The sequence below is a fragment of the Roseovarius sp. PS-C2 genome (assembly GCF_018862045.1).
In the GTDB taxonomy this organism is placed as follows: domain Bacteria; phylum Pseudomonadota; class Alphaproteobacteria; order Rhodobacterales; family Rhodobacteraceae; genus Roseovarius.
Map to the genome: position 1 here is coordinate 455,876 of NZ_JAHKSQ010000001.1, position 24,219 is coordinate 480,094.

The 24,219-nt window shown below is 61.7% G+C and carries 30 protein-coding genes and 1 riboswitch; of the genes, 12 read left to right on the forward strand and 18 right to left on the reverse strand.

What is annotated here, in order from left to right; genetic code table 11:
- Positions 1–32: 32 nt before the first annotated feature.
- Positions 33–1,061, reverse strand: coding sequence for a diguanylate cyclase (locus tag KPG71_RS02210; RefSeq protein ID WP_367397295.1), 1,029 nt, complete (start codon positions 1,059–1,061; stop codon positions 33–35).
- Entirely contained in the window at positions 1,058–1,654 is a 597-nt protein-coding gene (locus KPG71_RS02215; protein WP_216336440.1) for a heme NO-binding domain-containing protein, read from the reverse strand. Before KPG71_RS02215 ends, KPG71_RS02210 begins: the two co-directional genes overlap by 4 nt.
- A 130-nt stretch (positions 1,655–1,784) precedes the next feature.
- Positions 1,785–1,884: riboswitch (TPP riboswitch) on the forward strand.
- A 64-nt stretch (positions 1,885–1,948) separates the two neighbouring features.
- On the opposite strand from KPG71_RS02215, the gene KPG71_RS02220 reads away from it, so the two are divergent.
- Genes KPG71_RS02220 through KPG71_RS02240 form a run of 5 tightly spaced genes read left to right on the forward strand, consistent with a single transcriptional unit; the run spans position 1,949 to position 5,688 of the window.
- Positions 1,949–2,884: an ABC transporter substrate-binding protein gene (locus tag KPG71_RS02220; RefSeq protein WP_216336713.1), complete on the forward strand. Its 936-nt coding sequence runs from the start codon at positions 1,949–1,951 to the stop codon at positions 2,882–2,884.
- Positions 2,881–3,555, forward strand: a complete 675-nt coding sequence (tenA, locus tag KPG71_RS02225; protein WP_216336441.1) for a thiaminase II — start codon at positions 2,881–2,883, stop codon at positions 3,553–3,555. Before KPG71_RS02220 ends, tenA begins: the two co-directional genes overlap by 4 nt.
- Positions 3,552–4,277, forward strand: coding sequence for an ABC transporter ATP-binding protein (locus KPG71_RS02230; RefSeq protein WP_216336443.1), 726 nt, complete (start codon positions 3,552–3,554; stop codon positions 4,275–4,277). Before tenA ends, KPG71_RS02230 begins: the two co-directional genes overlap by 4 nt.
- A gap of 17 nt (positions 4,278–4,294) precedes the next feature.
- A complete protein-coding gene (locus KPG71_RS02235) occupies positions 4,295–4,951 on the forward strand; it encodes a TenA family protein (RefSeq protein ID WP_216336445.1) in 657 nt (218 codons plus the stop codon).
- Positions 4,948–5,688, forward strand: coding sequence for an ABC transporter permease (locus KPG71_RS02240; RefSeq protein ID WP_216336447.1), 741 nt, complete (start codon positions 4,948–4,950; stop codon positions 5,686–5,688). Before KPG71_RS02235 ends, KPG71_RS02240 begins: the two co-directional genes overlap by 4 nt.
- A 157-nt stretch (positions 5,689–5,845) precedes the next feature.
- Here KPG71_RS02240 and KPG71_RS02245 read toward each other — a convergent pair whose 3' ends face one another.
- The 4 genes from KPG71_RS02245 to KPG71_RS02260 all read right to left on the reverse strand — a co-directional run bounded on the left by KPG71_RS02245 (position 5,846) and on the right by KPG71_RS02260 (position 9,397).
- Positions 5,846–7,408 (reverse strand): trimethylamine methyltransferase family protein, encoded by a 1,563-nt coding sequence (locus tag KPG71_RS02245; protein ID WP_216336449.1) that lies wholly within the window; start codon positions 7,406–7,408, stop codon positions 5,846–5,848.
- A 107-nt stretch (positions 7,409–7,515) separates the two neighbouring features.
- On the reverse strand, positions 7,516–8,403 hold the full coding sequence (locus tag KPG71_RS02250) for a DMT family transporter (protein WP_216336451.1): 888 nt from the start codon (positions 8,401–8,403) through the stop codon (positions 7,516–7,518).
- On the reverse strand, positions 8,400–9,116 hold the full coding sequence (locus tag KPG71_RS02255; protein WP_253196014.1) for an HAD family hydrolase: 717 nt from the start codon (positions 9,114–9,116) through the stop codon (positions 8,400–8,402). Before KPG71_RS02255 ends, KPG71_RS02250 begins: the two co-directional genes overlap by 4 nt.
- The gene (locus tag KPG71_RS02260; protein ID WP_216336715.1) at positions 9,113–9,397 is read right to left on the reverse strand and encodes a DUF3572 domain-containing protein; all 285 of its coding nucleotides are present in this window, start codon (positions 9,395–9,397) and stop codon (positions 9,113–9,115) included. The genes KPG71_RS02255 and KPG71_RS02260 overlap by 4 nt, the downstream gene beginning before the upstream one ends.
- 86 nt (positions 9,398–9,483) lie before the next feature.
- On the opposite strand from KPG71_RS02260, the gene KPG71_RS02265 reads away from it, so the two are divergent.
- Positions 9,484–10,875, forward strand: a complete 1,392-nt coding sequence (locus KPG71_RS02265; RefSeq protein WP_216336454.1) for a diguanylate cyclase — start codon at positions 9,484–9,486, stop codon at positions 10,873–10,875.
- Between the two features lie 28 nt (positions 10,876–10,903).
- Here KPG71_RS02265 and KPG71_RS02270 read toward each other — a convergent pair whose 3' ends face one another.
- From KPG71_RS02270 to KPG71_RS02285, 4 genes are all read right to left on the reverse strand, one after another.
- Positions 10,904–11,380, reverse strand: a complete 477-nt coding sequence (locus KPG71_RS02270; RefSeq protein ID WP_216336455.1) for a periplasmic heavy metal sensor — start codon at positions 11,378–11,380, stop codon at positions 10,904–10,906.
- A complete protein-coding gene (locus tag KPG71_RS02275; RefSeq protein WP_216336457.1) occupies positions 11,380–11,757 on the reverse strand; it encodes a hypothetical protein in 378 nt (125 codons plus the stop codon). The genes KPG71_RS02270 and KPG71_RS02275 overlap by 1 nt, the downstream gene beginning before the upstream one ends.
- A complete protein-coding gene (locus tag KPG71_RS02280) occupies positions 11,750–12,328 on the reverse strand; it encodes an RNA polymerase sigma factor (RefSeq protein WP_216336459.1) in 579 nt (192 codons plus the stop codon). Before KPG71_RS02280 ends, KPG71_RS02275 begins: the two co-directional genes overlap by 8 nt.
- 107 nt (positions 12,329–12,435) lie before the next feature.
- Positions 12,436–13,098: an EF-hand domain-containing protein gene (locus KPG71_RS02285; protein ID WP_216336461.1), complete on the reverse strand. Its 663-nt coding sequence runs from the start codon at positions 13,096–13,098 to the stop codon at positions 12,436–12,438.
- Positions 13,099–13,324: 226 nt separating this feature from the next.
- Between KPG71_RS02285 and KPG71_RS02290 the strand changes: the two genes are divergently transcribed.
- Positions 13,325–13,714, forward strand: a complete 390-nt coding sequence (locus tag KPG71_RS02290; RefSeq protein WP_216336716.1) for a DUF983 domain-containing protein — start codon at positions 13,325–13,327, stop codon at positions 13,712–13,714.
- Positions 13,715–13,742: 28 nt separating this feature from the next.
- Positions 13,743–14,441, forward strand: a complete 699-nt coding sequence (locus KPG71_RS02295; RefSeq protein ID WP_216336463.1) for an NUDIX hydrolase — start codon at positions 13,743–13,745, stop codon at positions 14,439–14,441.
- 25 nt (positions 14,442–14,466) lie between these two features.
- Here the strand turns inward: KPG71_RS02295 and KPG71_RS02300 are convergent, their stop codons facing one another.
- Genes KPG71_RS02300 through KPG71_RS02310 form a run of 3 tightly spaced genes read right to left on the reverse strand, consistent with a single transcriptional unit; the run spans position 14,467 to position 16,498 of the window.
- A complete protein-coding gene (locus KPG71_RS02300; protein ID WP_216336465.1) occupies positions 14,467–15,369 on the reverse strand; it encodes a DMT family transporter in 903 nt (300 codons plus the stop codon).
- 21 nt (positions 15,370–15,390) lie between these two features.
- A complete protein-coding gene (locus KPG71_RS02305; RefSeq protein WP_216336467.1) occupies positions 15,391–16,299 on the reverse strand; it encodes a fatty acid desaturase in 909 nt (302 codons plus the stop codon).
- Entirely contained in the window at positions 16,292–16,498 is a 207-nt protein-coding gene (locus tag KPG71_RS02310) for a DUF2061 domain-containing protein (protein WP_216336469.1), read from the reverse strand. The genes KPG71_RS02305 and KPG71_RS02310 overlap by 8 nt, the downstream gene beginning before the upstream one ends.
- Before the next feature lie 106 nt (positions 16,499–16,604).
- Here KPG71_RS02310 and KPG71_RS02315 point away from each other — a divergent pair, with 106 nt between their 5' ends.
- The gene (locus KPG71_RS02315; protein ID WP_216336472.1) at positions 16,605–17,471 is read left to right on the forward strand and encodes a helix-turn-helix domain-containing protein; all 867 of its coding nucleotides are present in this window, start codon (positions 16,605–16,607) and stop codon (positions 17,469–17,471) included.
- A gap of 3 nt (positions 17,472–17,474) precedes the next feature.
- On the opposite strand, the gene KPG71_RS02320 is transcribed toward KPG71_RS02315, so the two are convergent.
- Positions 17,475–18,059 (reverse strand): HNH endonuclease, encoded by a 585-nt coding sequence (locus KPG71_RS02320; RefSeq protein ID WP_073033210.1) that lies wholly within the window; start codon positions 18,057–18,059, stop codon positions 17,475–17,477.
- Positions 18,060–18,296: 237 nt separating this feature from the next.
- On the opposite strand from KPG71_RS02320, the gene KPG71_RS02325 reads away from it, so the two are divergent.
- Complete coding sequence (locus KPG71_RS02325; protein WP_216336474.1) at positions 18,297–18,728, forward strand: VOC family protein; 432 nt, start codon at positions 18,297–18,299, stop codon at positions 18,726–18,728.
- Between the two features lie 32 nt (positions 18,729–18,760).
- Here KPG71_RS02325 and KPG71_RS02330 read toward each other — a convergent pair whose 3' ends face one another.
- From KPG71_RS02330 to KPG71_RS02345, 4 genes are read right to left on the reverse strand one after another with little or no spacing between them, the layout of a single operon-like run.
- The gene (locus KPG71_RS02330; protein WP_216336476.1) at positions 18,761–19,426 is read right to left on the reverse strand and encodes an alpha/beta hydrolase; all 666 of its coding nucleotides are present in this window, start codon (positions 19,424–19,426) and stop codon (positions 18,761–18,763) included.
- The gene (locus tag KPG71_RS02335) at positions 19,423–20,052 is read right to left on the reverse strand and encodes a DNA-3-methyladenine glycosylase (RefSeq protein ID WP_216336478.1); all 630 of its coding nucleotides are present in this window, start codon (positions 20,050–20,052) and stop codon (positions 19,423–19,425) included. Before KPG71_RS02335 ends, KPG71_RS02330 begins: the two co-directional genes overlap by 4 nt.
- Positions 20,049–20,777, reverse strand: a complete 729-nt coding sequence (locus KPG71_RS02340; protein WP_216336480.1) for a cobalt-precorrin-6A reductase — start codon at positions 20,775–20,777, stop codon at positions 20,049–20,051. The genes KPG71_RS02335 and KPG71_RS02340 overlap by 4 nt, the downstream gene beginning before the upstream one ends.
- Entirely contained in the window at positions 20,774–21,820 is a 1,047-nt protein-coding gene (locus KPG71_RS02345) for a cobalt-precorrin-5B (C(1))-methyltransferase (protein ID WP_216336482.1), read from the reverse strand. Before KPG71_RS02345 ends, KPG71_RS02340 begins: the two co-directional genes overlap by 4 nt.
- A 143-nt stretch (positions 21,821–21,963) precedes the next feature.
- Between KPG71_RS02345 and cobA the strand changes: the two genes are divergently transcribed.
- The gene (gene cobA / locus KPG71_RS02350) at positions 21,964–22,815 is read left to right on the forward strand and encodes a uroporphyrinogen-III C-methyltransferase (RefSeq protein ID WP_216336484.1); all 852 of its coding nucleotides are present in this window, start codon (positions 21,964–21,966) and stop codon (positions 22,813–22,815) included.
- A gap of 91 nt (positions 22,816–22,906) precedes the next feature.
- Positions 22,907–24,181 carry a cobyrinate a,c-diamide synthase gene (locus KPG71_RS02355; RefSeq protein ID WP_216336485.1) on the forward strand — a complete coding sequence of 425 codons (1,275 nt, stop codon included), beginning with the start codon at positions 22,907–22,909 and terminating at the stop codon, positions 24,179–24,181.
- The last annotated feature ends 38 nt before the right edge of the window (positions 24,182–24,219 follow it).

Sequence of the window (24,219 nt, forward strand, 5' to 3'; positions counted from 1 at the left end):
AACTGAATCTTGCGACCTCACTTGCGGCCTCCTTACCTGTCTGGGCCGGATATGCTTGTTTCCTGCATATGAACGACATGGCAACCGCGCCCGCGCTCCTTGGCGGCATACAACGCCCGGTCGGCGTCTTCCATCATGCGCTGCCCGGACGGAACACGATAATCGCGGGACAGCGCGGCACCGATACTGGCCGAAACGCGGCAAGTCCCGTTCGGCAACGCGATCGGATGCTCAAGCCGTTTGACTAGACGCGCCGCGATCTCGCCAACGCGGTAATGGTCGGCCACATCAGGCAGAATCACCACGAATTCGTCGCCACCAATTCGCGCAACAATATCGGCGCTGCGCGTTTCCGCGACCATTGCCTGCGCAACGGCCTGCAGCACATGATCGCCCGCTGCGTGGCCCAACCGATCGTTAACCGCCTTAAAGTAATCCAGATCCACATTCATCAGCGCGAAGTCCCGTTCGCCCTCCGTCAGGCGGGTCAGAACCGCGTCCAGGGCGCGGCGGTTCCTCAATCCCGTCAAAGTGTCGGTAAAGGCCTGCTCTTCTGCCGCGATCTTGGCGCCTTGCAACCGACTGTTCAGTTTGCGCGAGGCCTCCATCGCAACTGACTTGGCCTCGATCAGGTACAGCAGTTCGATGGCCAGATCCGTTGCGGCAAAATCCCTGCTGGTCAGGGCAAAATCACGCACCGCCTCCTGTAATCCAATGCCGAAGGACAGGTTCAGCACCACACCACCGCTCAACGGCCCGTCACCGTCGTCGGGCAAGGGAACCAGCATACCCTTCACCTCGGTCTGGCGTGGGCTGCACAGACGCAAATGCAACTTTGCTCCCGCCAGCCCACGCAATGCCGCCATCGAGCCATCGGTGTGCGGGCGGCGCAATTCGAACGCGTCCTGAAACGTCCGGTCGATCAGATCGCCGTTCTCATACAGCTTGGCCAATGTCGGCCCGGCATGCAAAACACGACCGGACGCGCCCAGAACCGCATGCATCGGGCAAAACATGTCCAGCAGCGATATCAGGGTATTTCCGGTCAGGCCCAACGTCACGGCGCCGCCTTTCCAAGGGTAAAGACCCGTCCTTGGCCATGCGCAGCCGACAGAAGATGGATACGCAGCGTTTCCTGATGCCCCGCCGCCCCCATGTGTTCCAGCATGACCAGTGCCCCATAGTCATCGGCCAAAGCCCGCAACAACCCAAGCACCACATAGCCAAACGGCACATCCACCGCCTGCGGATTATGTACCTTGAGACAAAACCGACCCGGCCCGAGATCAACGAGCGTCAATTCCGGCAAGGCCAAATCCGGTAGGGCGAGCCGCGTTCTCTCGGGCAGATCGTCAAGCGAATGCAGAAATTCCTGAAATGTCGGACCTCCGAACCGCAACAAACGCCGGACCGCAGCCATGTTGGGATGAGACACCAGGTAGGTGCCGATATCCTCCAGCACCTCGTCACGGGATTTGTTCAACCTGTCGGCAACCGCTCCCAACAAACGGGGCGTGACGTGCGCATCATAGCTCAACATCGCCTCGAACTCGCTAAATCCAAGATCGAGGCACCTCATGATGTCCAGCCAGACATCACGTCCGTATGTATCGCGCACGAACCGTTCCACCGCGCGATTGATCACCCCGTGCATGACACACCCCTTACAATCGACAGTAGCGTCGCTCACAAAGATTAACGCTCTGCCAACAGATACAATTGCCGGGATTTTTATCGCCCGGCAACGGACCGCTTGCCGTCGGACAGCACCGTTGTTACAGTCCGGCCATCCGTTGGGGTGCCGCATGCGGCTGAGAGACCTCTGGTCAACCCATCGAACCTGATCCGGTCAGCACCGGCGGAGGGAACGGAGATTCGACAGGGCGCTCGCACCTGTCCCGCTCTTCCTTAGGCTGGCCGCAACGCGCACGAAAGGAGAGCCCCTTTGATACGCCTTCTCGCACTCGCGGCCAGTCTTCTGACGGCTGCACCAGCCATGGCTCAGGACAAGCTGACGCTGGTTCTGGACTGGTTCGTCAACCCCAATCACGGCCCGATCATCGTTGCACAGGAACAGGGCTATTTCGAGGATGAGAACCTCGAGGTCGAGGTGATCGCCCCCGCCGATCCGTCCGCGCCCCCCAAGATGGCCGCCGCGGGCAAGGCCGATCTGGCGATTTCCTATCAGCCGCAATTACACCTCCAGGTCGCCGAGGGCCTGCCTCTCAAACGTGTGGGCACGCTCGTGGCCAGCCCTCTGAACTGCTTGCTGGTGCTTGAGGACGGCCCCATAAAGTCGGTCGCCGATCTTGAGGGTGGCAAGGTGGGTTATTCCGTCGCCGGCGTGGAAGAGGCCCTTCTGGGCGCCCTTCTGGCCAACGCGGGCCTGACCATGGACGATATCGACCTGATCAACGTCAATTGGTCGCTATCGCCCTCGCTGATGTCGGGACAGGTCGATGCCGTTCTGGGGGCCTACCGCAATTTCGAACTGAACCAGATGGAACTGGAAGGTATCGAAGGCCGTTGCATGTATCTGGAAGAAATGGGCGTGCCCGCCTATGACGAGTTGATTTATGTCGCCAATCCCGACCTGGCCGACATGGACGCCATCGCACGTTTCCAGCGCGCAACCGGACGGGCCACGCAGTATATCGTAAACCACCCCGAGGACAGCTGGGAGGTTTTCTCGGGCACTTCGGCCGACCTTCAGGACGATCTGAACGCCATGGCATGGGCCGATACGCTGACCCGCTTCGCCCTGCGCCCTGCGGCTCTGGATCACGGGCGGTACCGCGATTTCGGCGCCTTCCTGCAAAAGGCCGGCTTGATCGACACCGCCCCGCCGGTGAGCGCCCTCGCCCTGGACCCGAACGAACAATGACGGGCTATGGCGATACGTTCACGGCTTGGCGCACGGCGGCGGGCGATCAGTGGTCCGCCTATACGCGTCATGCCTTTGTCGAGGGGCTGCGCGACGGCACTCTGCCGCCCACGGCTTTTCTGGATTACCTGGTGCAGGATTACCTGTTCCTCATCCACTTCTCGCGCGCTTGGGCCCTGGCGGTGACCAAGGCCGATACCGTGGATGAAATGCGCCTTGCCGCCACCACGGTGAACGCGTTGATCAATGACGAACTCGCCTTGCATATCCGGACCTGCGCCAAAGCCGGGCTTTCGGAATCCGATCTGTTCACGGCGCAGGAAAAACCGCAGAACATCGCCTATACGCGCTATGTTCTGGATGCCGGGCACTCGGGCGATTTTCTGGATTTGCTGGCCGCCCTTGCACCCTGCGTCATGGGGTATGGAGAAATCGGCACGCGGCTGGCCACTGAAAAGACCTCGACCACCTATGCCGAGTGGATCGGCACCTATGCCGGCGAGGAGTACCAACAGGTCTGCCGCGACGTGGGCGGCCTGATCGACACCGCCATCACCCGCCGCCTGGGCGATAGGCCACAAAACAGCCCCCGCTGGCCCCACCTGTGCCAGAGGTTCACAACGGCCACTCGGCTTGAGGTCGGGTTCTGGGACATGGGGCTTGAGACATGACATCTCCGGGCCTGCATATCCGTGGCACCGCCCGGATCGGCGACACCCATGTGTTCGGCCCGCTGGACCTGACCGTCGCGGGCGGGGAATGGACCTGCCTCCTGGGCCCCTCCGGTGTGGGCAAGACGACCCTCTTGCGCCTTGTCGCGGGGCTGGATCGGGTGACCACGCTTGACGGGCAGATCGCCGCCTCGGACGGCAAACCCCTACAGGGCCGGCTGGCGCTGATGGCGCAAAGCGATCTGCTGATGCCGTGGCTCGACGTGATGGGAAATACCCTGCTGGGCGCGCGCCTGCGCGGGGAGCGCCCCGACCGGCATCGCGCGACCGATGTATTGGCGCGCGTGGGGCTGAGCGATCACGTACATAAAACGCCTGGCCAGTTGTCTGGCGGGCAACGACAGCGCGTGGCGCTCGCCCGAACCCTGATGGAGGATAGGGCCATCGTGCTGCTCGACGAACCCTTTTCCGCCCTCGATGCGCGCACCCGCTCGCAAATGCAGGATCTCGCCTGTGATCTGCTGGCGGGCCGCACCGTTCTCATGGTCACACATGACCCGGCCGAGGCCGCCCGGCTGGGCGACACGATCCTGATCATGGAACCCGGTGGTCTTTCGCCCTTCGCCCCGCCCCCCGGCGCAGCACCGCGCCCGATAGACGACCCCGCGACTCTCACCGCACAGGCCGATTTGCTGACCCGCCTGCGCAACAGCGCCGCCTGATCAAAGGACACCCGCCCATGCGCCCCACCGATCACCTGCGTGCCCTCGCCATCGACGACTGGCAGGCCGCCACCCGGCACCCGTTCACCGACGCTCTGGCCGATGGGACATTGCCCGCCGACAGGATGCTGGCCTATCTGCAACAGGATCACCTGTTCATCGACGGTTTCGTGCGCCTCCTGGCCTCGGCCATCGCCCACGCCCCCAGCCTGCCCGATGCGATCCCGGCGGCGCAGTTTCTCGGCCTGATTTCAGGACCGGAGAACACTTATTTCCTGCGCGCGATCGACGCGCTTGGCGGCACCTGCGAGCCTCTCGCACCCGCAGCCCCCATCACCGCCGAGTTTCAGGCACTGATGGCACAGGCGGCCCGTTCGGGCCGCTATGAGCAAATGCTCGCGGTGCTGGTGGTGGCGGAGTGGAGTTATCTCGACTGGGCCACACCCCATGCCGACAAGGCCGCCGATCTGCCCTTCTGGTTCGGGGAATGGATCACCCTGCATTCCGGCGAGGGGTTCGAAGGCGTCGTCGCCTATCTGCGCGGTCAGCTTGATAGCGCCTGGCACACACTGGACGACGACGCAAAACATGCCGTCGAAACCACCTTCCACCATGCCGTAACCCTTGAGCGCCGCTTCTTCGATGCAGCGCAGTCCGGTTTCCCATCCCCATGAAGAACTGGCTTTCAATCCTTGCGTCGACGGTTTTCGGTCTGGCCCTCTGGCAGGCGGTCGTCACGCTGACTGCACCCCCCTCCTACATCCTGCCCGCCCCGTGGGACGTGGCCGAAACCCTCTGGACCGCACGAGGGCAGATCGCCCATCACTCGCTTTACACCATGGGCGAGGTGCTTCTTGGCCTCGTGCTTGGTGCGGCGCTTGGGGCGCTGTCGGCCATCGGTTTGGCCTCTTCATCGCTGGCACAAACCCTTTTGCGCCCGATGATGGTGTTCAGTCAGGCGATCCCTGTTTTCGTGCTCGCCCCGATCCTGACGCTCTGGCTGGGATACGGCATCTGGCCCAAGGTGATCATGGCCTTGCTGATCATCTACTTCCCCGTCACATCGGCCTTTTTCGACGCTCTGATGCGCACGCCCGTGCCGTGGCTGGATCTGGCACAGGTCATGGGCGCAAGTCGGCGGCGGGTCATGTGGCACATCCGCATTCCAGCCGCCCTGCCCGGTCTCGCCTCGGGCCTGCGGCTGGCCGCCGTCTATGCCCCCATCGGCGTGATCATCAGCGAATGGGTCGGCGCATCACAAGGGCTCGGCTACCTGATCCTGCTGGCCCTAGGGCGCGTCAAGGTGGACCTGATGTTCGCCACAACCATCGCCCTGGCCGTCTTTACCCTGCTGACCTACGTCGCGGTCGACCGTTTCTGCCGCCGCTGGCTCGATGCCCCAGCGGAGTGATCTCTGATTGGTCAGGGTCCAATACGCCCGCCGGGTGCTCCTGCCCTGTCCAAAAGCCCCCGTCTATCAACTGCCCCACCCATGTCGCGAGAGCGGGCGGGAGGACACCGACACAATACCGACGCGATACCGACGTTATACAGATGCCGGTTTCGGCTCAAAAATCGGTTGGCGCTCCCCCCTCGGCCTTGCGGCGCTCGACGAAGGATTCCAGCTCTTCCCGGATCGCCTCGTCCATCGGCGGCGCCTCGAATTCGGCGATGATCTCCTGATAGATCTGATGGGCCCTTTGCGCCGTCCAGACGCCGCCCGCCGCCTCCCACGCCTCGTAGTTGCGCCAGTCGCTCAGGAAGGGTTGATAGAACGCGGTGGTATAACGATCCTGCGTATGCTGGATGCCAAAGAAATGCCCCTGATCCCCCACCTCACGCACCGCCTCGACCGCGATGTCGTCCGGGCCCGTCGCCATGATCGCAGGGTCCATATACCTCTGAATATGCTGGATTATTTCACAATCCATCACGAATTTCTCCGGGCTGGCGATCAGCCCGCCTTCCAGCCATCCGGCCGAATGATAGACCATATTGGCGCCCGCCTGCACTGCCGACCAAAGGCTGTTCGAGGTTTCCCACATCGCCTGCCCATCCGGCACATTGGCCGCACAGACCCCGCTAGCACGCATCGGCAACCCGTAGAACCGCGCCAGTTGCCCGGTCATTTGCGTGGCTCGCATATATTCCGGCGTCCCGAACGCCGGCGCACCCGATTTCATGTCCACATTGCTGGTGAAGGTTCCGATTGCACAGCACGCACCGGGCCGGATCACCTGCGCCAGCACCACGGCGCACAGGCTTTCGGCGAGGGATTGCGCCACCGCCCCGGCCATGGTCACTGGCGCCATCGCCCCGGCCAGGGTGAAGGGTGTCACGACCAATCCCTGATTGCGCCGCGCGATCCGCATCCAGCCATCCAGCATCGGGTAATCGTGTTTGAGCGGCGAGGTCGAGTTGATGTTGGTGTACATGTGAGGGCGGGCCTCGAACTCGTCATCGTTCAACCCGCCCGCAATGCGCACCATCTCCATCACGTCCTCGACCCGCTCCTTGCCCAGACAATAGGCATGGGCGACCTTGTCGGTGAGTGTCAGCTTGTCATACAGAACATCCAGATGCCGCACGCTGGCGTGAATATCCTGCGGCTCGACCGGATAGCCGCCGACGAAGTGGATACAATTGAAAAACTGGCTGAGCTTGAGCAGATCACGGCACATTTCCCGCGTACCCGTCACCTTGCGTCCCAGCTTCATGTCCCAATAACTGGGAGGCGAGGACACGTTGCCGAAATTGATGTGTCGCGCCCCCATCGTCAGGGTATGGTCAGGGTTGCGCGGTGTGATCGTCCATTCGGACGGGGCCTTGCCGATCATCTCCATCACGAAATCGCGCCCCATACGCACATTTTCGCCATTGATCGTACATCCGCCCGAACCGCGCAGGATCTCAACAGCCTCTTCATGAAGGAACTGGATGCCGATTTCTTCAAGGATTTGCATCGCGCCGTTATGAATGGCCTCCACGCCCTCGTGGCTCAGAGGTTCAATCGGCCGGTCGATATTGATCGGCGGGTTCCACGGCATCTGTTCGATCACCGCTCCGCCGCGCCGTTGTGCATTTCCAGCCCGTCCGCCGCTGCGCTTCCTGCGTTTTGGTGCTTCTGCCATGGGGCTCTCCGCTTGTGGTTCCATCTATGGAAACACTGAGCGCCCCTGCAGGTTTGCCGCTTTGCGACTGATCCTGTCGTTTTTGTGAAAGATGAAATAGCCGAGCGTCAGGCCAGGCACCTCCGGCGCGACCGCCCGGTCAGAAAAACATAAAGCGCCAGACTGCTCACCACGATCCCACCGCCAACCAGCATGGCCGGTGTTGGCTTTTCCCCGACACCAAACCAGACCCAAAGCGGCCCAAGAACGGTTTCCAACAGCATCAGCAAGCTGACATTGGACGCGTGCGTGTAACGCGACGCCAGAGACAAAAGAAAGAACGACAAGGGCAACACCAACATACCGGTCATGGCCATCGCCCAAACCTGCCCGTCCAACATCCGGGCGGGCCCCGTCACGATCAATCCGAACACCCCCGCCAGAAAAGCGCCGACGCCGACCACCAGCAAGATCGGCAATTGCGGATGCGCCCGGATAACGACAAAATTCAGAGCAAGCGCAAGCGCCACCCCGAGGCCAAGCCCTGCCCCGATCAGAGCGTGCAGGTTCAGGCGCATCTCGTCTCCTTCACCCCCCGTGACGGCAATCAGGATTCCCGTGATCACCGCAGCAATTGTCAGCCATGTCGCCGCGCGCGTTGGTTCACCCGAAATCAACCACGCCAGCACTGCGGCGCAAACCGGCACTGTCGCCAGCCCGAACAACACCACCGCCACCGGTGCCACCGCAATAGCGAGGCAAAACAACAGCGAATTGAAAAACTGACAGGCTATGATGACCGCACCGGGTTTACTGAACAGGTGGCGCATGTCGCCGCCCCGATCACGCCCGAAGCACGCCCATAGCGCAATCATCACCGCCCCCATCAGCAGACCGCGCCAGGCGGTCATCTGAAAGCCGTCCATTTGCGACAAACGCATGAACAGGGAATCCGGGGTCAGAACCAGGGTTCCGACCGCTGCCAGGCCCAAACCATAGTACGGGTGACGTGTCACGCGGCAAGCCAGGTGGGAAGATGCCCGATATCGGGCAGAACGACATCTGCAAGCGCAGAAAGTTCATCGTGCCCGGCCATGCCGGTCAGAACGCCCACCGTCTGCATACCCGCCGCGCGCCCCGCAACCAGATCATGAGCGCTGTCGCCCACCATGACCACCCGCGCGGGCGCAAGCTGCATCTCGCGGGCGAACGCCAGCAACGGGTCAGGATCGGGCTTGGCCCCATGCCCGGAATCGAACCCGGCAATAAAATCGAAATGTCCCTCGATGCCTGCCGTCCGCAGGTGGCTGCGGGCGCCGAACTCGGTATCGTTCGTCATGACCCCCAGTTTGAGCCCCCGCGCCGACAAACCTTGCAGGAACGGCGTTAACGGCACCGCAGGAGCCAAGGGGGCGTCGGTGGAGCTGTGCATCAGAAAATGCTCGATCTCTTCCACGGATTGATCGGGCAAAACCCGCACCAGACGTTCCGCGGCCTCGCGATTGGTTTCGGCGATGATCGGGCTTGTCGGGTGGAACCGTGTTTCGGCCAGGTCGAACTCCAGCGCTTGCGCGATACGCTCCATCAGGTCCGGTTGATCTTGCGCCAGTTCCCGGATCGCTCCCGCCGCCCAAGTATTCCATGTTGCGCCGAAATCGAACAGCGTGCCGTCCTTGTCGAACAGAACACCGTCAACCCTCATTGAAGAAATCTGAATGTTCAAGGTCATGTCCAGTTCACCTGCTCGCCACCCGGCAATGCCATCCGTGCACGCATCGGTATATCTGCCGCGATGCCCTGCGCCTCGCAAAAGGAAACGACCCAAGCATCGTCCATCAGGACAAAATCCAAGACCGACCCAAGAAAATCAGGGTTTTGCGCGCCTTCACGAATATCCGCTTCGGATACGCCGGTGGCCCCCATAAAGACGGGAAGCAATTCGTCATTTCCGGCCAGCCAGGCCAGGCATTGCAATGCGACGGTTTGAGCGGATTCCTGCGTAAGTGCCAAAAGCGTTAATTCCCGGAAAGGTTTTCTTAACCTCTGACAGGGATAGTCGAGCAAACAAAAAGAGCAAGTCTGAAAGGCGGCATCCCATGTCAGGGAAAATCCTTGTGGTGGACGGTTTGGCGACGAACAGGATCGTTCTCAAGGTCAAGCTGGCCACAGCATATTACGAAGTGATCCAGGCCGCTAACGGTGCCGACGCCCTGTCGCTTGCTCAACGCGAACGCCCCGACCTGATCCTGCTGGCCGCCCGGCTTCCCGACCAATGCGGATCTGATTTTCTGACGGCCCTCAAAGGACGACTGGGGCGGGAGGCCCCTCCAGCCCTCATGTTCCTTACAGAGGACAATTCACAAACACGGCTGGACGCACTCAAGGCGGGCGCGGCGGACATTCTGGTCAAACCGGTTGACGAACAGGTATTGCTGGCTCGACTGCGCAGCTTGTTGCGTCAGCATCAGGCAGCACGCGACATGCGCATGCACCTGGAAAGCGCAAGCGAATTCGGGTTTTCCGAAGCTTCGGGGCGCTTCGAGATACCAGGCCGGATCGGCCTGATATCTGGCGGGAATGCCGCTGCCGAACGGCTTCAGACCGAGTTGCGGACAATGAGCCGACATCGAGTGATGTCTCTCGACCCCGAAGGCGCATTGACCTCGCCCGGACCGGAAGAGGGACCGGATGTTTACCTGCTTTGTATCAGTGCCTCCAATGCCAATGAAATGCGCGGTCTGATCACCAAACTGCGTGCCGCGCCCCACAGCCATCACCGCCCGGTCATGGTTATACTTGCACCGGATGCCTCTGAGCAAATGGCCAGCGCACTGGACCTGGGAGCCGATGACGCCATACAAGACATGCAGGATATGCGAGAACTGGCGTTCCGGATCGACCGGCAAATAAACGAAATGCGCTGTGCGGAATCGATGCGCAAACACCTGCGGCATAGCCTTCAGGCCGCGATGGTCGATCCTTTGACCGGCCTCTATAATCGCCGATATGCACTGCCCTATCTCGACAGGTTGATCGACGCGGCCCATTGCGAAAATCGCAGCTACGCCGTGATGGTCGCCGATCTGGACTATTTCAAACGGGTCAACGATCGCTACGGGCATGCGGCGGGTGACGCAGTGCTCAATCATGTCGCGCGCATTCTGAAATCCTGCCTGCGACCAGACGACATGATCGCCCGCATCGGCGGTGAAGAATTTCTGATCGTTGTCCCAAACAGTTCCCCGGCAGCGGCGCGGGAACTGGCCAGCCATCTGTGCGACACGGTGCGCAAATGCCCTGTCCATACCGTGGCCGGAGCGCCTCCGGTAACGGTGACCGTCAGCATTGGGGTCATGCTGGGACATCCGTTGCCAGATGGCGCCAAACCCGATGCGCATACGCTTCTGGACGAAGCGGACCGTGCGCTCTACCGCTCGAAATCGATCGGGCGCGACACGGTGACTTTCGGGCCGCGAACTGCGGCCTGACGGCACCGTATACACCTTGAAAAGGGTGTCAGCGGCGGCGCTTACCCTCAGTCAAGCGATCCGCATACTCCGCACGCTCCTGCGGAGACATGGCTTCCAGACGGTCCAGAAGCAGGGTCTCTCCCAGTTCCAGACGATCCCGCATCAGAGTGCGCATTTCCGACATGCGGGACTGAACGACTGCACGCTCGAACGGATTGGCCCGCAGCGCCGTTATCAATCCGTCGAACGCCTCACGCTGCGCAGTCCGGCCCGGCCTGCCGTCACGATAGGCGGCACGCATTTGCCGACCGATCTCACGACGATCATCGTGACTCAGCGCCCGTGTCATTGGCCCGCCCGCCCTGTCAAAGCCCGGCGCATGGTGCGGATGTTTACCTCCGCTCATGATCAAAACACCGCCGACCGCCCCGACCACAAGCAGATTCAAAGCCAGAGACGCCACGAGAATCAAACGCATCCACCGACCGCCGCCGACCTTGGTTTCGTTGTCGTTCACACCCATCACAATGCTCCTTCGTCAAGCTCGAACAGGGCGTCGGCAGACAGATCCACAAGGTACAATGCTTCGTCCGGCTCGTCATAGGTAGCGTAGGCGATCAATGCCGATGACTGGCTCATTCCGATCCAAAGTCCCGTGACTGTCGCTGCAGCCAGGCCAGCCACGGCAGGCCAGCCGCCCAATCCCTGCACCAATTGCCGGACAAACCCGCCCACTCGCACGCCCGATGCTCGGCCTACAGGAAATCCGGCCTGTACATCTGCCGCGTCCGCCAAAATCCGGGCCATCAACTCGGATGAAGGAGCACGACATTCCTTGCGGGCGGCTTCAAAATAGGTCTCCAGCACCCGGCCAGCATTATGTTTATCTGTCTCACGCATCGCCAAATCCCAGTTCTTCACGTCGCCCGGCCAGATCCGCCATCAAACCTCTGCGGCCTCGGGCCAGCAGGCTTTCCACGGCCTCGACGCTGGTTTCCATGATTTCCGCGACCTCGGGATTGGCCAGCCCTTCGAGGTCGCGCAGAACAACTGCCTGTCTTTGCCGCGCGGGCAAATGACCAAGCGCCACCTGCAAAGCCTGCGCGCGTTCAGCCCCCTGCAGCGTTTCCGCAGGGCCCTTGCGTTCATCCTGAGGCTCGGGCACCGACTCCAGAGATTCCCCCTGTGTCCGGCGCAAGCGGTCAATGCACAAATTGGCAACCACGCGATACAGCCAAGTCGTGATACGCGCTTCGCCCCTGCGCCACTCGGGCGCGATTTTCCAAAGCCTCAACATCGCCTCCTGGCTGACATCTTCGGCCTCGGCATGATTGCCCAACAAACGAAAGGCGTGGGCCATGACCTGCGGCGTCAATCGCATCGTCAGTGCGCGTGCCGCCGCCGCATCGCCAAGAGCGAAACGCTCCAACAAGGCCTCATCCGGTATATCGCTCATCATGTCCAGCGGCATGTCCCTTGTCCTGCACCACAGTCTGAGCCGGTCCACCGCCGCCGACAATGGGAAAAAACCGGGACGGAGCGGCGGATCATACGCCACCCCGCCCCCGGCGCAAAAGATCACTGGTTGCCCTGGCCTTTCTGTTGACCCTGACCGGGTTTCATTCCCTGACTATCGCCATAATAGTGATAGTGATAATGGATTTCCTGCCCGTGGCCGTGGTGGCCGCCTTTGTGCATGCCACCATGGCGGCCCGCTCCTTTCATGCCATCGCACTGGCCCCGATCATGCATGCGGCCCTGCCGGCCCTCGCCGCTGCGTGCTTTGCGATGCGCCTTGCGCTTGTCGCCCATGGCTTCGAATTCTTCTTCTGAAATCGCACCATCACCATCCGTGTCGGCACGTTCCATCATCCGACCCATACGGCCCCCGCGCATTTCATCAAGGCTCAGCATGCCATCGCTATCGCCATCCATACGCTCGATCATCTGAGTTGCACGGCGCGCCATGCGTTCAGCCATCTGGGCGCGCATGCGCTCAGTCATTTCCTCTGCCGACAGCTTGCCGTCGCCATCGGTGTCCGCTTCGCCAAAACGCGTCTCCGCGCGCGTTGACATCTCTTCAGCGGTGATCTTGCCATCGCCATCCGTATCCAGTTCTTCGAAATCGAAGGCAGGACCAGCCGGACCTTTGCCCATGCCGCTTTGCTGGGCCATGACAAAACCCGAGGTTGCGGCTACAAAGGCCACTGCAGCGCCAGTCATCAGGTACGCGCGTTTCATGAAAAATCTCCTTCACGTTTGTCTGGTTCCGAAACGTGCCCGCAGGCCATTTCACCCTGTCAAACGCTGGCCTTCCCCAATTCCGTCGAAAAAAGTGGCGCATTGACTTCACGGATGCGTGAATGTCGGCGACACTTTGCGACATCGGGACGCAAGACCAACCTCCTGTCTTCATATCTTCGGGCAAATGCCCCATCTTTTCAGGATTCGTTATCCGAGGGACGTTATGACTGATCAGACTATTAATCGAAGCGAACGCGATCTGTGGCCCGCATTGCGCAAGGGTTTCCGCCGCAAATGCCCCAATTGCGGCAGCGGCCCGCTGCTGCAAAGTTATCTTAAAGTAAGAGATACCTGTGCAGTCTGCCGCGAAGATTTGAGTCATCATCGCGCCGATGACGGCCCTGCCTATCTGACGATCCTGCTGGTCGGTCACCTGATGGCGCCGCTGCTACATGTGTCCTTCGTGATGTGGCGCCCCGAGCCCCTGGTGCTGTTCACCATTTTCGCGGTTGGATGTGTCACACTCTCGCTATACCTTCTGCCACGACTGAAAGGGATGATCGTGGCGTTCCAATGGGCCCGGCATATGCATGGGTTCGGAAACACGGCTTGACCCTTTTCGCAATCTGAAATGGGTTATCATGAACGCTGTCGACAAATCCGCCATCCGAAATGCCTCCACGGTGATCGCTCTTCGCAACCGCATGGACGACCCCCATGTGCTTATGGGGCAGCGCGGGTCCAAAGCCGCGTTCATGCCCAACAAGTTCGTCTTTCCCGGCGGCGCGGTCGATCCCGACGATGCAACCATCCCCTTGGCGCGTCCCCTGCCCGCACTGTGCACCAAGCGCCTGACCGAAGATTGCACGGCGGATATCGGCCATGCCCTGGCCGCCGCCGCAATTCGCGAACTATGGGAGGAAACGGGCCTGATTCTGGGCGCTCCCGGCAAATGGCCGGCCATAGCGCCACGGGACTGGGCCGGTTTTGCCGCGCAGGGCTTCATGCCGTCGGCCCACGCGTTGCAATTCGTCTTCCGTGCGATCACCCCGCCGGGGCGGCCCCGTCGGTTTGACGCGCGGTTTTTCCTGATCGACGCGGATGAAATCGCAAGCGACCTCGATGATTTCTCAGGCGCCTGTGACGAGCTTTCTCACCTGCAATGGATACCGTTGGCCCGCGCGCGGGAATTCGACCTTCCGTTTATCACCGAGGTCGTTCTCGCGGAAATCTCGGCGCGGGCGCAGGATACGTCGCCACCCGCCTCTGTGCCATTCTTCCGCAACAACGACGAAGAAAGCCTGTTCTTGCGCCTGCAAGGCAAAAGCCCACTCGACTGAGTGAGGCGCTGCCATTCGGCGTGGTTCACCCCAGCCACACCAGTGCAAGAATACTGACGCTCAACAAGGCGATTCCCACGATTTCGCGCATGGTCACGCGCTCGCGAAACACCAATACGGACGCCATCAACGAAAAGATCACCTCGATTTGCCCCACGGCAAACACCAGCGCGGCAGCCTGTAACGTAAAGGCCGTGAACCAGCACAGGCTTCCGCCCATGCTCGTAAGCCCCACCCACACCGCTACCCGCCGGGCGCGCCATACAGCTGCCAACTGCCCGGTCTCTCGCCAATGCAGCCACAACGCCAACCCCACAGCCTGGCTGCTGGTCACGACGGCCAGCGCGAGCCCTGCCCGCACCAACAAATCGCTGCTGGCAATTTCCAGCGTCGCACCGCGATAGCCTACGGCGGAAACCGCAAAGAGCCCCCCCGAAGCCAGCCCGAGCACCGCTGCACGATTGATCATCCGCTGCAGACTCAACCCCGGCAGGCCAGCGTTATCCGACAGGATAAGAACACCGATCAACCCGAGGACAATCGCGGCAAGAGCCAATAGGCTGATACGATCCCCCAGGATCACGAGACCGACCAATGCTGTCAGAACCACTTCGGTTTTCTTGAACGTAATTCCCACAGCGAAATTCCGGGCAGAAAACAAAGCAATGACACACCACGTCGCCACCACCTGCGCGACGGCCCCTGTCAGTGCATATATCCAGAACAGTCCCGACAGGCCCGGCACACCGCCCCCCTGCCAGATCATATACCCGGTCATTCCTGCCACGACGAAGGGAGCAGAATAGGCAAATCGTGCAAATGTCGCGCCCCCTGCGGAAAGCGCACCAAGGCTGAGTTGCTTTTGCAACATGAATCGCAGCGTCTGAAAGGCCGCAGCGGCAATGGAAAGAATGATCCAGGCGTCCATGGATTGGGCTATGCCCGGAAATCACTCCTTGCGCCAGAGCGGATGCGGCACCGGGTCTTTCGCGCGCAGGAAATGCTTGCGAAAAATCTCGCCATAGGACCGGTAGAGATACCCGTCATTGCGGCCAAGGTAATGACTGCGATGCGCCGCATAAAGCGCAGGCAGACGATACCACGGAACCTTGGGGTGCATGTGATGCACGACATGCAGATTGTTGTTCAGAAATATCAGCGCCAGGGGGCCGCGATCCTCGATGATCACCGTGCGGCCACGCGCCTTTTCGTGGGCACGATGTTCCAGAAAGGTGCGGATTTTCAGGATCGAAAGTCCCGCGTAAGTCGCCAGCAAATAGGCCCAGACCGGCATGACTGAGAAACTGGTGATCCACCAGACAACCAGCCCAACAGCCGGAAGATGCCACAGCCATGCGGCCAAGACCCCCGGCACCCCGGCGCGGATTGCGCGCCAGTCGTCTCGCATGAAGGCAACCTGCCCGACCACGGGACCGACCAACAAACGCCCCACCAGCGTGTTGTTGAAGGCCAGAACCATTCTGGCCCATCCCGGCAAGGTCTGCCAGACAGCAGGGTCCATGTAGTTCGACTCGGGATCGTCATAGGGGTCTGTCAGATGTTCATCATGGTGATGTGCCAGATGCGTGTCACGGAACCGCCGATACGGTACGATCAGCGCAAGCGCCGGAAACACCAGACTTTCGTTCAGACGGTCGTTGCGAAACGGATGACCATGCAGCGCCTCATGGCACAACGATGAATGCAGCGCGATGCAAATGGCGGTAACGACGATCCCCAACGGCAGCCACAGCGCGGCAAACCAGGTCGTTCCGGCGATCCATCCCCCATAACACACCACCAGCAGGGCCAGTGTCGGCCATTCGGCGAACGCGCGGGCCTTCAACACCTCAGACATGATGGCGGCCCCAACTGATACGCGCCCAGACACGCTCGTACAGAACATACATCGTGAGGCCGATCATCGTATTGACGACCGCCATCGCGCCACCCACCGCGACCGAGCCGGTCAGAGTCAGACCCACCAACGCCATCACGGTCAAGCCGATGATATTCCAGACGATTGCTTTCACAAGCGTGCGCTTGCGCGTTTCCATAAGGCCCTCCGTTGTTTGATGCTGATCCTGTGGTATGACGAATTGCGGCAGCCGGGGATTGCCAATCTGGTTAACATTTTTCTGCGTTGGTGATATTTATCACCACATGGTGAAAAATACCGACAAACGCCTGCGCGCCGATCTGTTCCGCACCCGCCTGAGTGAAGCCATCCGCGAGCGTGACACCAATCAAAGCGCGCTCGCCCGCGCCGTGGGCGTAGATCGTTCGACCATTTCGCAACTGCTCAAAGGAGAAGGCGCACGCCTGCCCAATGCGCAGGTCGTAGGCGAGTGCGCCCGCGCACTCGGCGTATCCGCCGACTGGCTTCTCGGCCTTACCGATCGCCCGGAAACCGCCGCCGACATCCTGCGCACCACCATGTCACTGACCGAAGCCCCCCGCGCCCTGGTGGATGAACAGATCTTCCAGTGGCACAAGGAGGCCGCCGGCTACAAGATTCGCCATGTTCCGGCAGGCCTGTCGGATATGCTCAAGACCCGCGAAATGCTGGAATGGGAATACACCCCCCATCTGGGCCGCAGTACGCAACAGGCCATCGGAGCGTCCGAGGACCGGATGGACTGGATGCGCGGCACGCAGTCGGATTACGAAATCGCCATGCCGCTGTTCGAGGTCTACAGCCTTGCCCGTGGCGAAGGCTATTACGCCGGTTTGCCCTACGAGGTGCGCAAGGCACAGGTCGAGCGCATGATTGATGTTACTCAGCAGTTGTATCCACGATTGCGCATCTATCTCTATGATGCCCGTCGGCTTTTTTCAGCGCCTGTCACGATCTTCGGCCCGCTGCTGGCCGTGGTGTATATCGGACAGAATTACATGGCCTTTCGGGATACAGAACGCGTGCAGGCCCTGACCCAGCATTTCGATCATCTGGTACGGGAGGCACATGTCAGCGCCCGGCAGTTACCGGATCACTTGCACAAGCTTTGGCAGGATGCCGAACGCGGCTGAGTTTCAGGCTTCGAGTTCGGCGTCCCAGTACAGGAAGTCCAGCCAACTGTCGTGCAGGTAATTGGGCGGAAATTTACGGCCCATATTGCGCAACTGCTCGGCCTCGGGTGCGCGTGGCGGCTTGTAAAGGCTCATCCCTGCCTGCCGCAGACTTTTCGATCCTTTGCGCAGATTGCACCTGCTGCAGGCCGCTACCACATTTTCCCAGCTCGTGATCCCGCCCCGTGCGCGGGGTATCACATGATCGAAAGTCAAATCGCCCTTAGAGCCACAGTACTGGCAGCGGAATTCGTCCCTCAGAAAAAGATTGAAGCGCGTGAATGCCACGCGCTTCTGGGGTTTGACGTAATCTTTCAGGACGATAACGCTTGGTATGCGTATTTCGGTACTTGGGCTTCGGACCGTGCTTTCGTACTCGGCAACGATGTCAACCCGATCCAGATAGACCGCCTTGACCGCATCCTGCCACGGCCAGAGCGACAACGGGTAATAGGACAAGGGCCGATAATCGGCGTTCAACACCAAAGCCGGATGCTGTCGTAACGCCGAGGGCTCCCTTACGAACTCCGTCCTGAAATCACCATCCATCTCGTTCAAAGCTCCCCGCCCGGATCACCTTCTGTCGGTTCCGGGGCGGGACACCCGCCCCTTCCATATAGCCACTATATATCGTGTTCGCAGACTGGCAAGCCCAACATATGCGGCACATTTAGCGCGGTGATAACCTGCCCTCGTAACGGCGACATGACAGTTATCCACAGGCTGCGGGTCCCCTTGACCGGCACCGCCCCGCACCGCACACTCGGGCAAAGCTCAGGAGGTTCGATGACCGACGACACCCTGCCCGCGGCACCGCCGCCAGAGGCCATACTGGAAGCCGCGCTTTACGCCGATGATCTGGATGCGGCGCAGCGGTTTTACAGCGATGTAATGGGGTTCGAGGAACTCGCTCGCGTCGAAGGTCGGCATGTATTCTTCCGTGTCGGGCAATCTGTTTTGCTGATTTTCAACCCTGCGGCCACGGCACGCGGTTCGTCCAATGCCGCCCTGCCGGTTCCGGCGCATGGTGCGCAGGGCCCTGGCCATGTGTGCTTTGCCGCCAGCCGGTCCGACATCGCGGCATGGCATACCCGGCTCGCAGCCGCAGGCCATCCTGTCGAGGCTGAATTCGACTGGCCGAACGGCGCGCATTCACTCTATTTCCGTGATCCGGCGGGGAATTCCATTGAATTCGCCGAACCGCGCCTGTGGTTCTGAACACGAGCGAAACGCCCTTCAGGGCGCTCTCATCAAAGCCCCAGCTTGTCGCGCATGAAGGCCAGAGCCACCTGCAGCCCGTCCGGAGCAATCCCGTGGGCCGTGCCTTTCATGATATGCGCATAGACATCCTGCCAGCCTGCGCCCTGCAATGCCTCGGCGGCCTGTGGCAGCGATTGCGGCGGCACCACATCATCGGCATCGCCATGAATCAGGATCACCGGCGGTTTGCTGATCGCTTCATCTTCCAGCAACTCGGGCCGCAGCAAACGGCCGGAAAAGGCCACGACACCCGCCACCGGATCTTCGCGGCGGGGGGCGACATGCAGGGCCATCATCGTGCCCTGACTGAACCCGAACAGAACAACCTGCTCGGGCAGCACGTCCTCGTCCACCATCAGCGCATCCAGAAACGCGTTCAGATCGTCCGCCGCAGCCAACAGTCCGCGCTCGGACTCTTCCTCGGACGAACCGTCGATCCAAGGGATAGGAAACCATTGCAAACCCGTAGGCATCATCGGGATCGTTTCGGGCGCATCGGGGGCCACGAACAATGTGTCGGGCAGATGCTCGCCCAGAACATCGGCAATCCCCAGCAGGTCCGCGCCATTCGCGCCATAGCCATGCAGGAACACCACGATTGACCGGGTGGTTCCCGAAATCGGCTCTTTCCGGCCAGCTTGCAATACCCGTGTCATCTGATCCCTTCCCTCTGTTTCTCATGCGCGTAGTAGGCCCATAACAGACGCGCGGCAACCGATCTCCACGGGGCCCACTCCTGTGCCATCTCGCGCAACGCACGTTCTTTCGGGCGCTCCGGCAAGTCGTAGAGCAGCCGCGCACCTTCCTGCAAAGCCAGGTCGCCGGGCGCGAACACATCCGCACGGCCAAGGCTGAACATCGCATAAATTTCCGCCGTCCAGACACCGACACCGGGCACTTCGGTCAGGGTCGCGATCACCTCATGCGTAGGAGCATCCCGCAACCGGCGATAGTCGATCCGCGCTTCGGCAAGTGCACGGGCATAGCGGATTTTCTGACGGCTCAGACCTGCGGCGCGCAGATCGTCGTCCCCGGCCCAGATGATCTTGCGCGGTCCGGTCAGGCGCGCGGCCTTCATCCGCCGCCAGATCGCATCGGCCGCTGCCACGCTGACCTGCTGACTGACAATCGCGCTCAACAACTGTGCAAACCCGTCGGGGCGGCGGCGCAATGGCAAGGGCGAAGTCAGATCATGGGCATGCGCCATGCGCGGGCAGATCGCGCGCAGATGGGCCGCGCCTTCCTCGACATCCTCACGCGTTTCGATCACCCGTTCTGTCATAGTGCCGCCACCCAATCCAACGCCGCCTGCACGGTTTCGACGCATTCCGCAGCCGGCTGCGCAGGCCGGTTCAGCATGGCGACCCGGACACCGAGTTCCCGCGCGGCCGTCAGCTTGGCGCGGGATGCCTCGCCCCCGGCATTCTTGACCACCAGCCAATCCACCTTCAGGCGGGCAAACGTCTCTCGTTCACTTTCAACCTGAAACGGCGGGCGTCCCACAAGGAAATCCCCCTTGGGAAAGGGAAACGGCCCTTCTGGCGGATCGACCACGCGGCATATCAGATGACAGGCCGAGAGGCCTGCAAACCGTTCAAGCGTTTGCCGACCCGTCGCCAGAAAGACGGTCGATCCCGGCGGGATATGCTGCCCGGCTTCATCTTCGTGATCCAGAAACACCCAGTCGTCACCTGGCTCCGGCCGCCATTCGGGCCGCAAGACCTGACAATACGGCAGGCCCAACTCTGCGCACACTCGTGCGGTGCGGTGCGAAATGTCGGCGGCAAACGGATGCGTGGCATCCAGAACCGCAGTGATTCCGAGGTCTGCCAGACAGGCACGAAACCCCGCCTCACCACCAAAACCGCCCACCCGCGTCGGTATGCCGAGGGGTTTCGGGGTGCGCGTCGCGCCGAACAACGACGCCACCGCCGATATGCCCTGTCTGGCCAAGGCCTGCGTGAGCCGCTGTGCCTCGGTCGTGCCCGCCAACAACAACAGGGTCATACCCCGGCCTTCGCGATAATCGTCCCTGCGCGATCAATCACCACCGTATCGGCGAACACCTCGTCGGGCAGCATGTTCCGCACCCTCTCACGGGCCGCACTGGCCACCCAATCCGCCATCCTGTCTCCAACAATTTCATAGGCTTGCAGCGCAGTGTTCATGTAGCGCACTTCCGGTTCGCCCAAGGTTTCGGCCAACCGCTCGAAATCCACCTGAGACCGCCCCGAATGCAAATCGCGCGCGCCTTGCGCCAGCTTAGTCATCTTGCCGATGCCCCCCCCGATGGTGATGCGCGGCACCGGGTGTTTCGCCAGGTATTTCAGCAACCCGCCCGCAAAATCCCCCATATCCAGCATCGCCACATCTGGCAGATCATAGAGTTCCTGCACGACTTTTTCGCTGGTCGCCCCGGTACATCCTGCCACGTGATCCAGGCCGTTCGACCGCGCCACATCTATACCGCGATGGATCGAAGCGATCCATGCCGCACAGGAAAACGGGCGCACGATTCCGGTTGTTCCGAGAATCGACAGCCCGCCCTTGATGCCCAATCTCGGGTTCCATGTTTTCTGCGCCAGGGCCTGCCCGCCGGGAATGGACACTGTGATTTCGATATCCGGGCTTTCGCCCAATCGCTCTGCCATATCCTCTACCGTGGCGGTCATCATCTGGCGGGGCACCGGGTTGATCGCCGGTTCTCCGGGCGGGATGGGCAGCCCCGGCATCGTCACCCTGCCGACCCCATCGCCTGCGCGAAAAAACACCCCCGCTGCCGAAGCAGTTACCCGCGCGATGACCATCGCACCATGGGTCACATCCGGATCGTCGCCCCCATCCTTGACAATCCCGGCCTCGGCCCATCCATCGCCTTGTCTGACATGGGCGATCTCGAACTCAGGAGTTTCCCCTTTCGGCAAAGTGATCCGCACTTTTGCAGGCACCCCTTCGCCCCAAAGCATCATCAGCGCCGCCCGCACGGCGGCGGTCGCGCAGGCGCCCGTGGTCCAGCCACGGCGCAGTTCTTTCGCCGGTGTCCTGCTCATCCTGCCGCAGACTATAGGGACGCCCCCTGCCCGCGCCAATTACCATTTTCGCATCCATCCACCGCGACGCATGTCGCGACTGGCCGGTGTCCGGGTCGTTTGCAACCTTTCCCGCCTCGGCCGTTCGGGGCATAAAGTAACGCATGAGCGATTCACTGCCCCTCCCCCACGGCGACTGGCCGGTTCTCGAACCCGGCTGGGTCTGGCTGTGCGGCGCGGGCCCCGGCGATCCCGGCCTGCTGACGCTGCACGCGGTAAATGCGCTGCGTCGGGCCGACGTGGTGGTTTACGACGCGCTGGTGCAGGAAGCGATCCTCGACTGGGCACCGCAGGCCGAACACATCTACGCCGGGAAACGTGGCGGCAAACCCTCGGCCAAACAACGCGACATTTCCTTGCGGCTGGTGGACCTGGCGAATGAAGGCAAACGCGTGTTGCGACTCAAGGGGGGCGATCCGTTTGTGTTCGGGCGCGGTGGAGAAGAGGCGCAAACACTGATCCAGCACGGCGTTCCCGTGCGCATCATCCCCGGTATCAGTGCAGGCATCGGCGGGCTGGCCTATGCGGGTATTCCCGTCACCCATCGCGACGTAAACCAGTCGGTCACCTTCGTCACCGGGCACGATCAGTCGGGCGAAACGCCCTCCTCCCTTGACTGGCGGGCCATCGCCAAGGGCAGTCAGGTGCTGGTGATCTACATGGGCATGAAACATGTCGAACGGATCGCAGGGGAACTGCTGAAAGCGGGCAGACCCGGCAGCGAACCCTGTGCCGTGGTCTGTTCGGCCACCACCGGCGATCAGAAGGTGCTGGAAACCACATTGGCCACCATGCCCGCCGATATCGCCGCAAGCGGACTGGAACCGCCGGCAATCCTGTGCGTGGGGCGCTCGGTGCTGATGCGGCAGGTGCTGGACTGGCAGGCGTTGGCCGCTGGCAAATCGCCGCGCAATCTCGACCCGCTTGGCCGGGGGCGTCCGGCCGAAAGCGCATGAGGCGGTTTACGGTCGCGAGGGGGCTCTGCCCCCGTCGCCGCAAGCGGCGACTCCCCCGGGATATTTCCGGCAAGAAGAAGTTGGGCCGCGAATGACCCATGGCGTGATTCTGGCCGCGCCGTCTTCGGGCAGTGGTAAAACAACCGTGACACTGGCGCTGCTCCGGCTGCTGGCACGGCAGGGCATAGCGGTGCGCGGGGCGAAATCCGGCCCAGACTATATCGACCCCAGGTTTCACGAGGCCGCCTGCGCCGCGCCATGTGTCAACCTCGATGCATGGGCGATGACACCCGAGCGCCTGTGTAGCCTTGCGGCGGGCGAGGGAATGCTGATCATCGAGGGCGCGATGGGCCTGTTCGATGGCGCGCCTCCGGATGGCCGTGGCGCTGTTGCCGATCTGGCGCGGCATCTGGCGCTGCCCGTGGTGCTGGTGGTGGATGCCGCGCGCATGGCGCAATCGGTGGCCCCTTTGGTGGCCGGATTTGCCCGACATGACCCACAGGTGCGGGTGGCCGGGGTGATCCTGAACAATATCGGGTCTGACCGGCACGAGGCGATGCTGCGCCGGGCACTGGCCCCGTTGAACCTGCCGGTACTGGCGGCCCTGCGGCGCGACCCTGCGCTGGCCTTGCCTTCGCGCCATCTTGGGCTGGTGCAGGCAGGGGAGCGTGACGATCTGGACGCTTTTCTGGACCGCGCCGCCGATGCGCTGGCCGAGACGCTGGAGCGGGATACATTGCTCGGCCTGGCCTCACCGCTACCCGAGCCGGGACAGACTCGGCGCATGGCGCCGCCCGGGCAAGTGATCGCCGTGGCGCGGGATGCGGCCTTTGCCTTTTCCTATCCGCATCTGCTGAACGATTGGCGGGCACAGGGCGCGGAGTTGCGGTTTTTCTCGCCGCTGGCCGACGATCCGGTGCCCGAGGCCGGTTTCGTTTACCTTCCGGGCGGCTACCCGGAACTGCATGCTGGCCGCATCGCCGCGTCCGCGCGGTTTCTGGGCAGCCTGCGTCACGCGGCGCGAACCACGCAAATCTACGGCGAGTGCGGCGGCTACATGGTGCTTGGGGACGGCCTGACCGACGCCGGGGGTATTCGGCACCAAATGGCGGGGCTGCTGCGGCTGGAAACCTCGTTCGCCACGCGCAGGCTGCATCTGGGATACCGGCACCTGACACCGCTGAACGGCCCCTTCGATACATGTTTCATGGCCCATGAGTTCCATTACGCGACAACGCTAAGCGCCTGTGGAGAAACCCTTTTCAAGGCCACGGACGCAGAAGGCGCGCCCTTGCCCGACATGGGGTTGAGCGATGGAGCGGTCTGCGGGTCATTCGCGCATGTGATAGACGCCATACAGGTCTGAACTGGCAAAGGTCCGTGTCCTTGCGCCCCGGCGTGAAT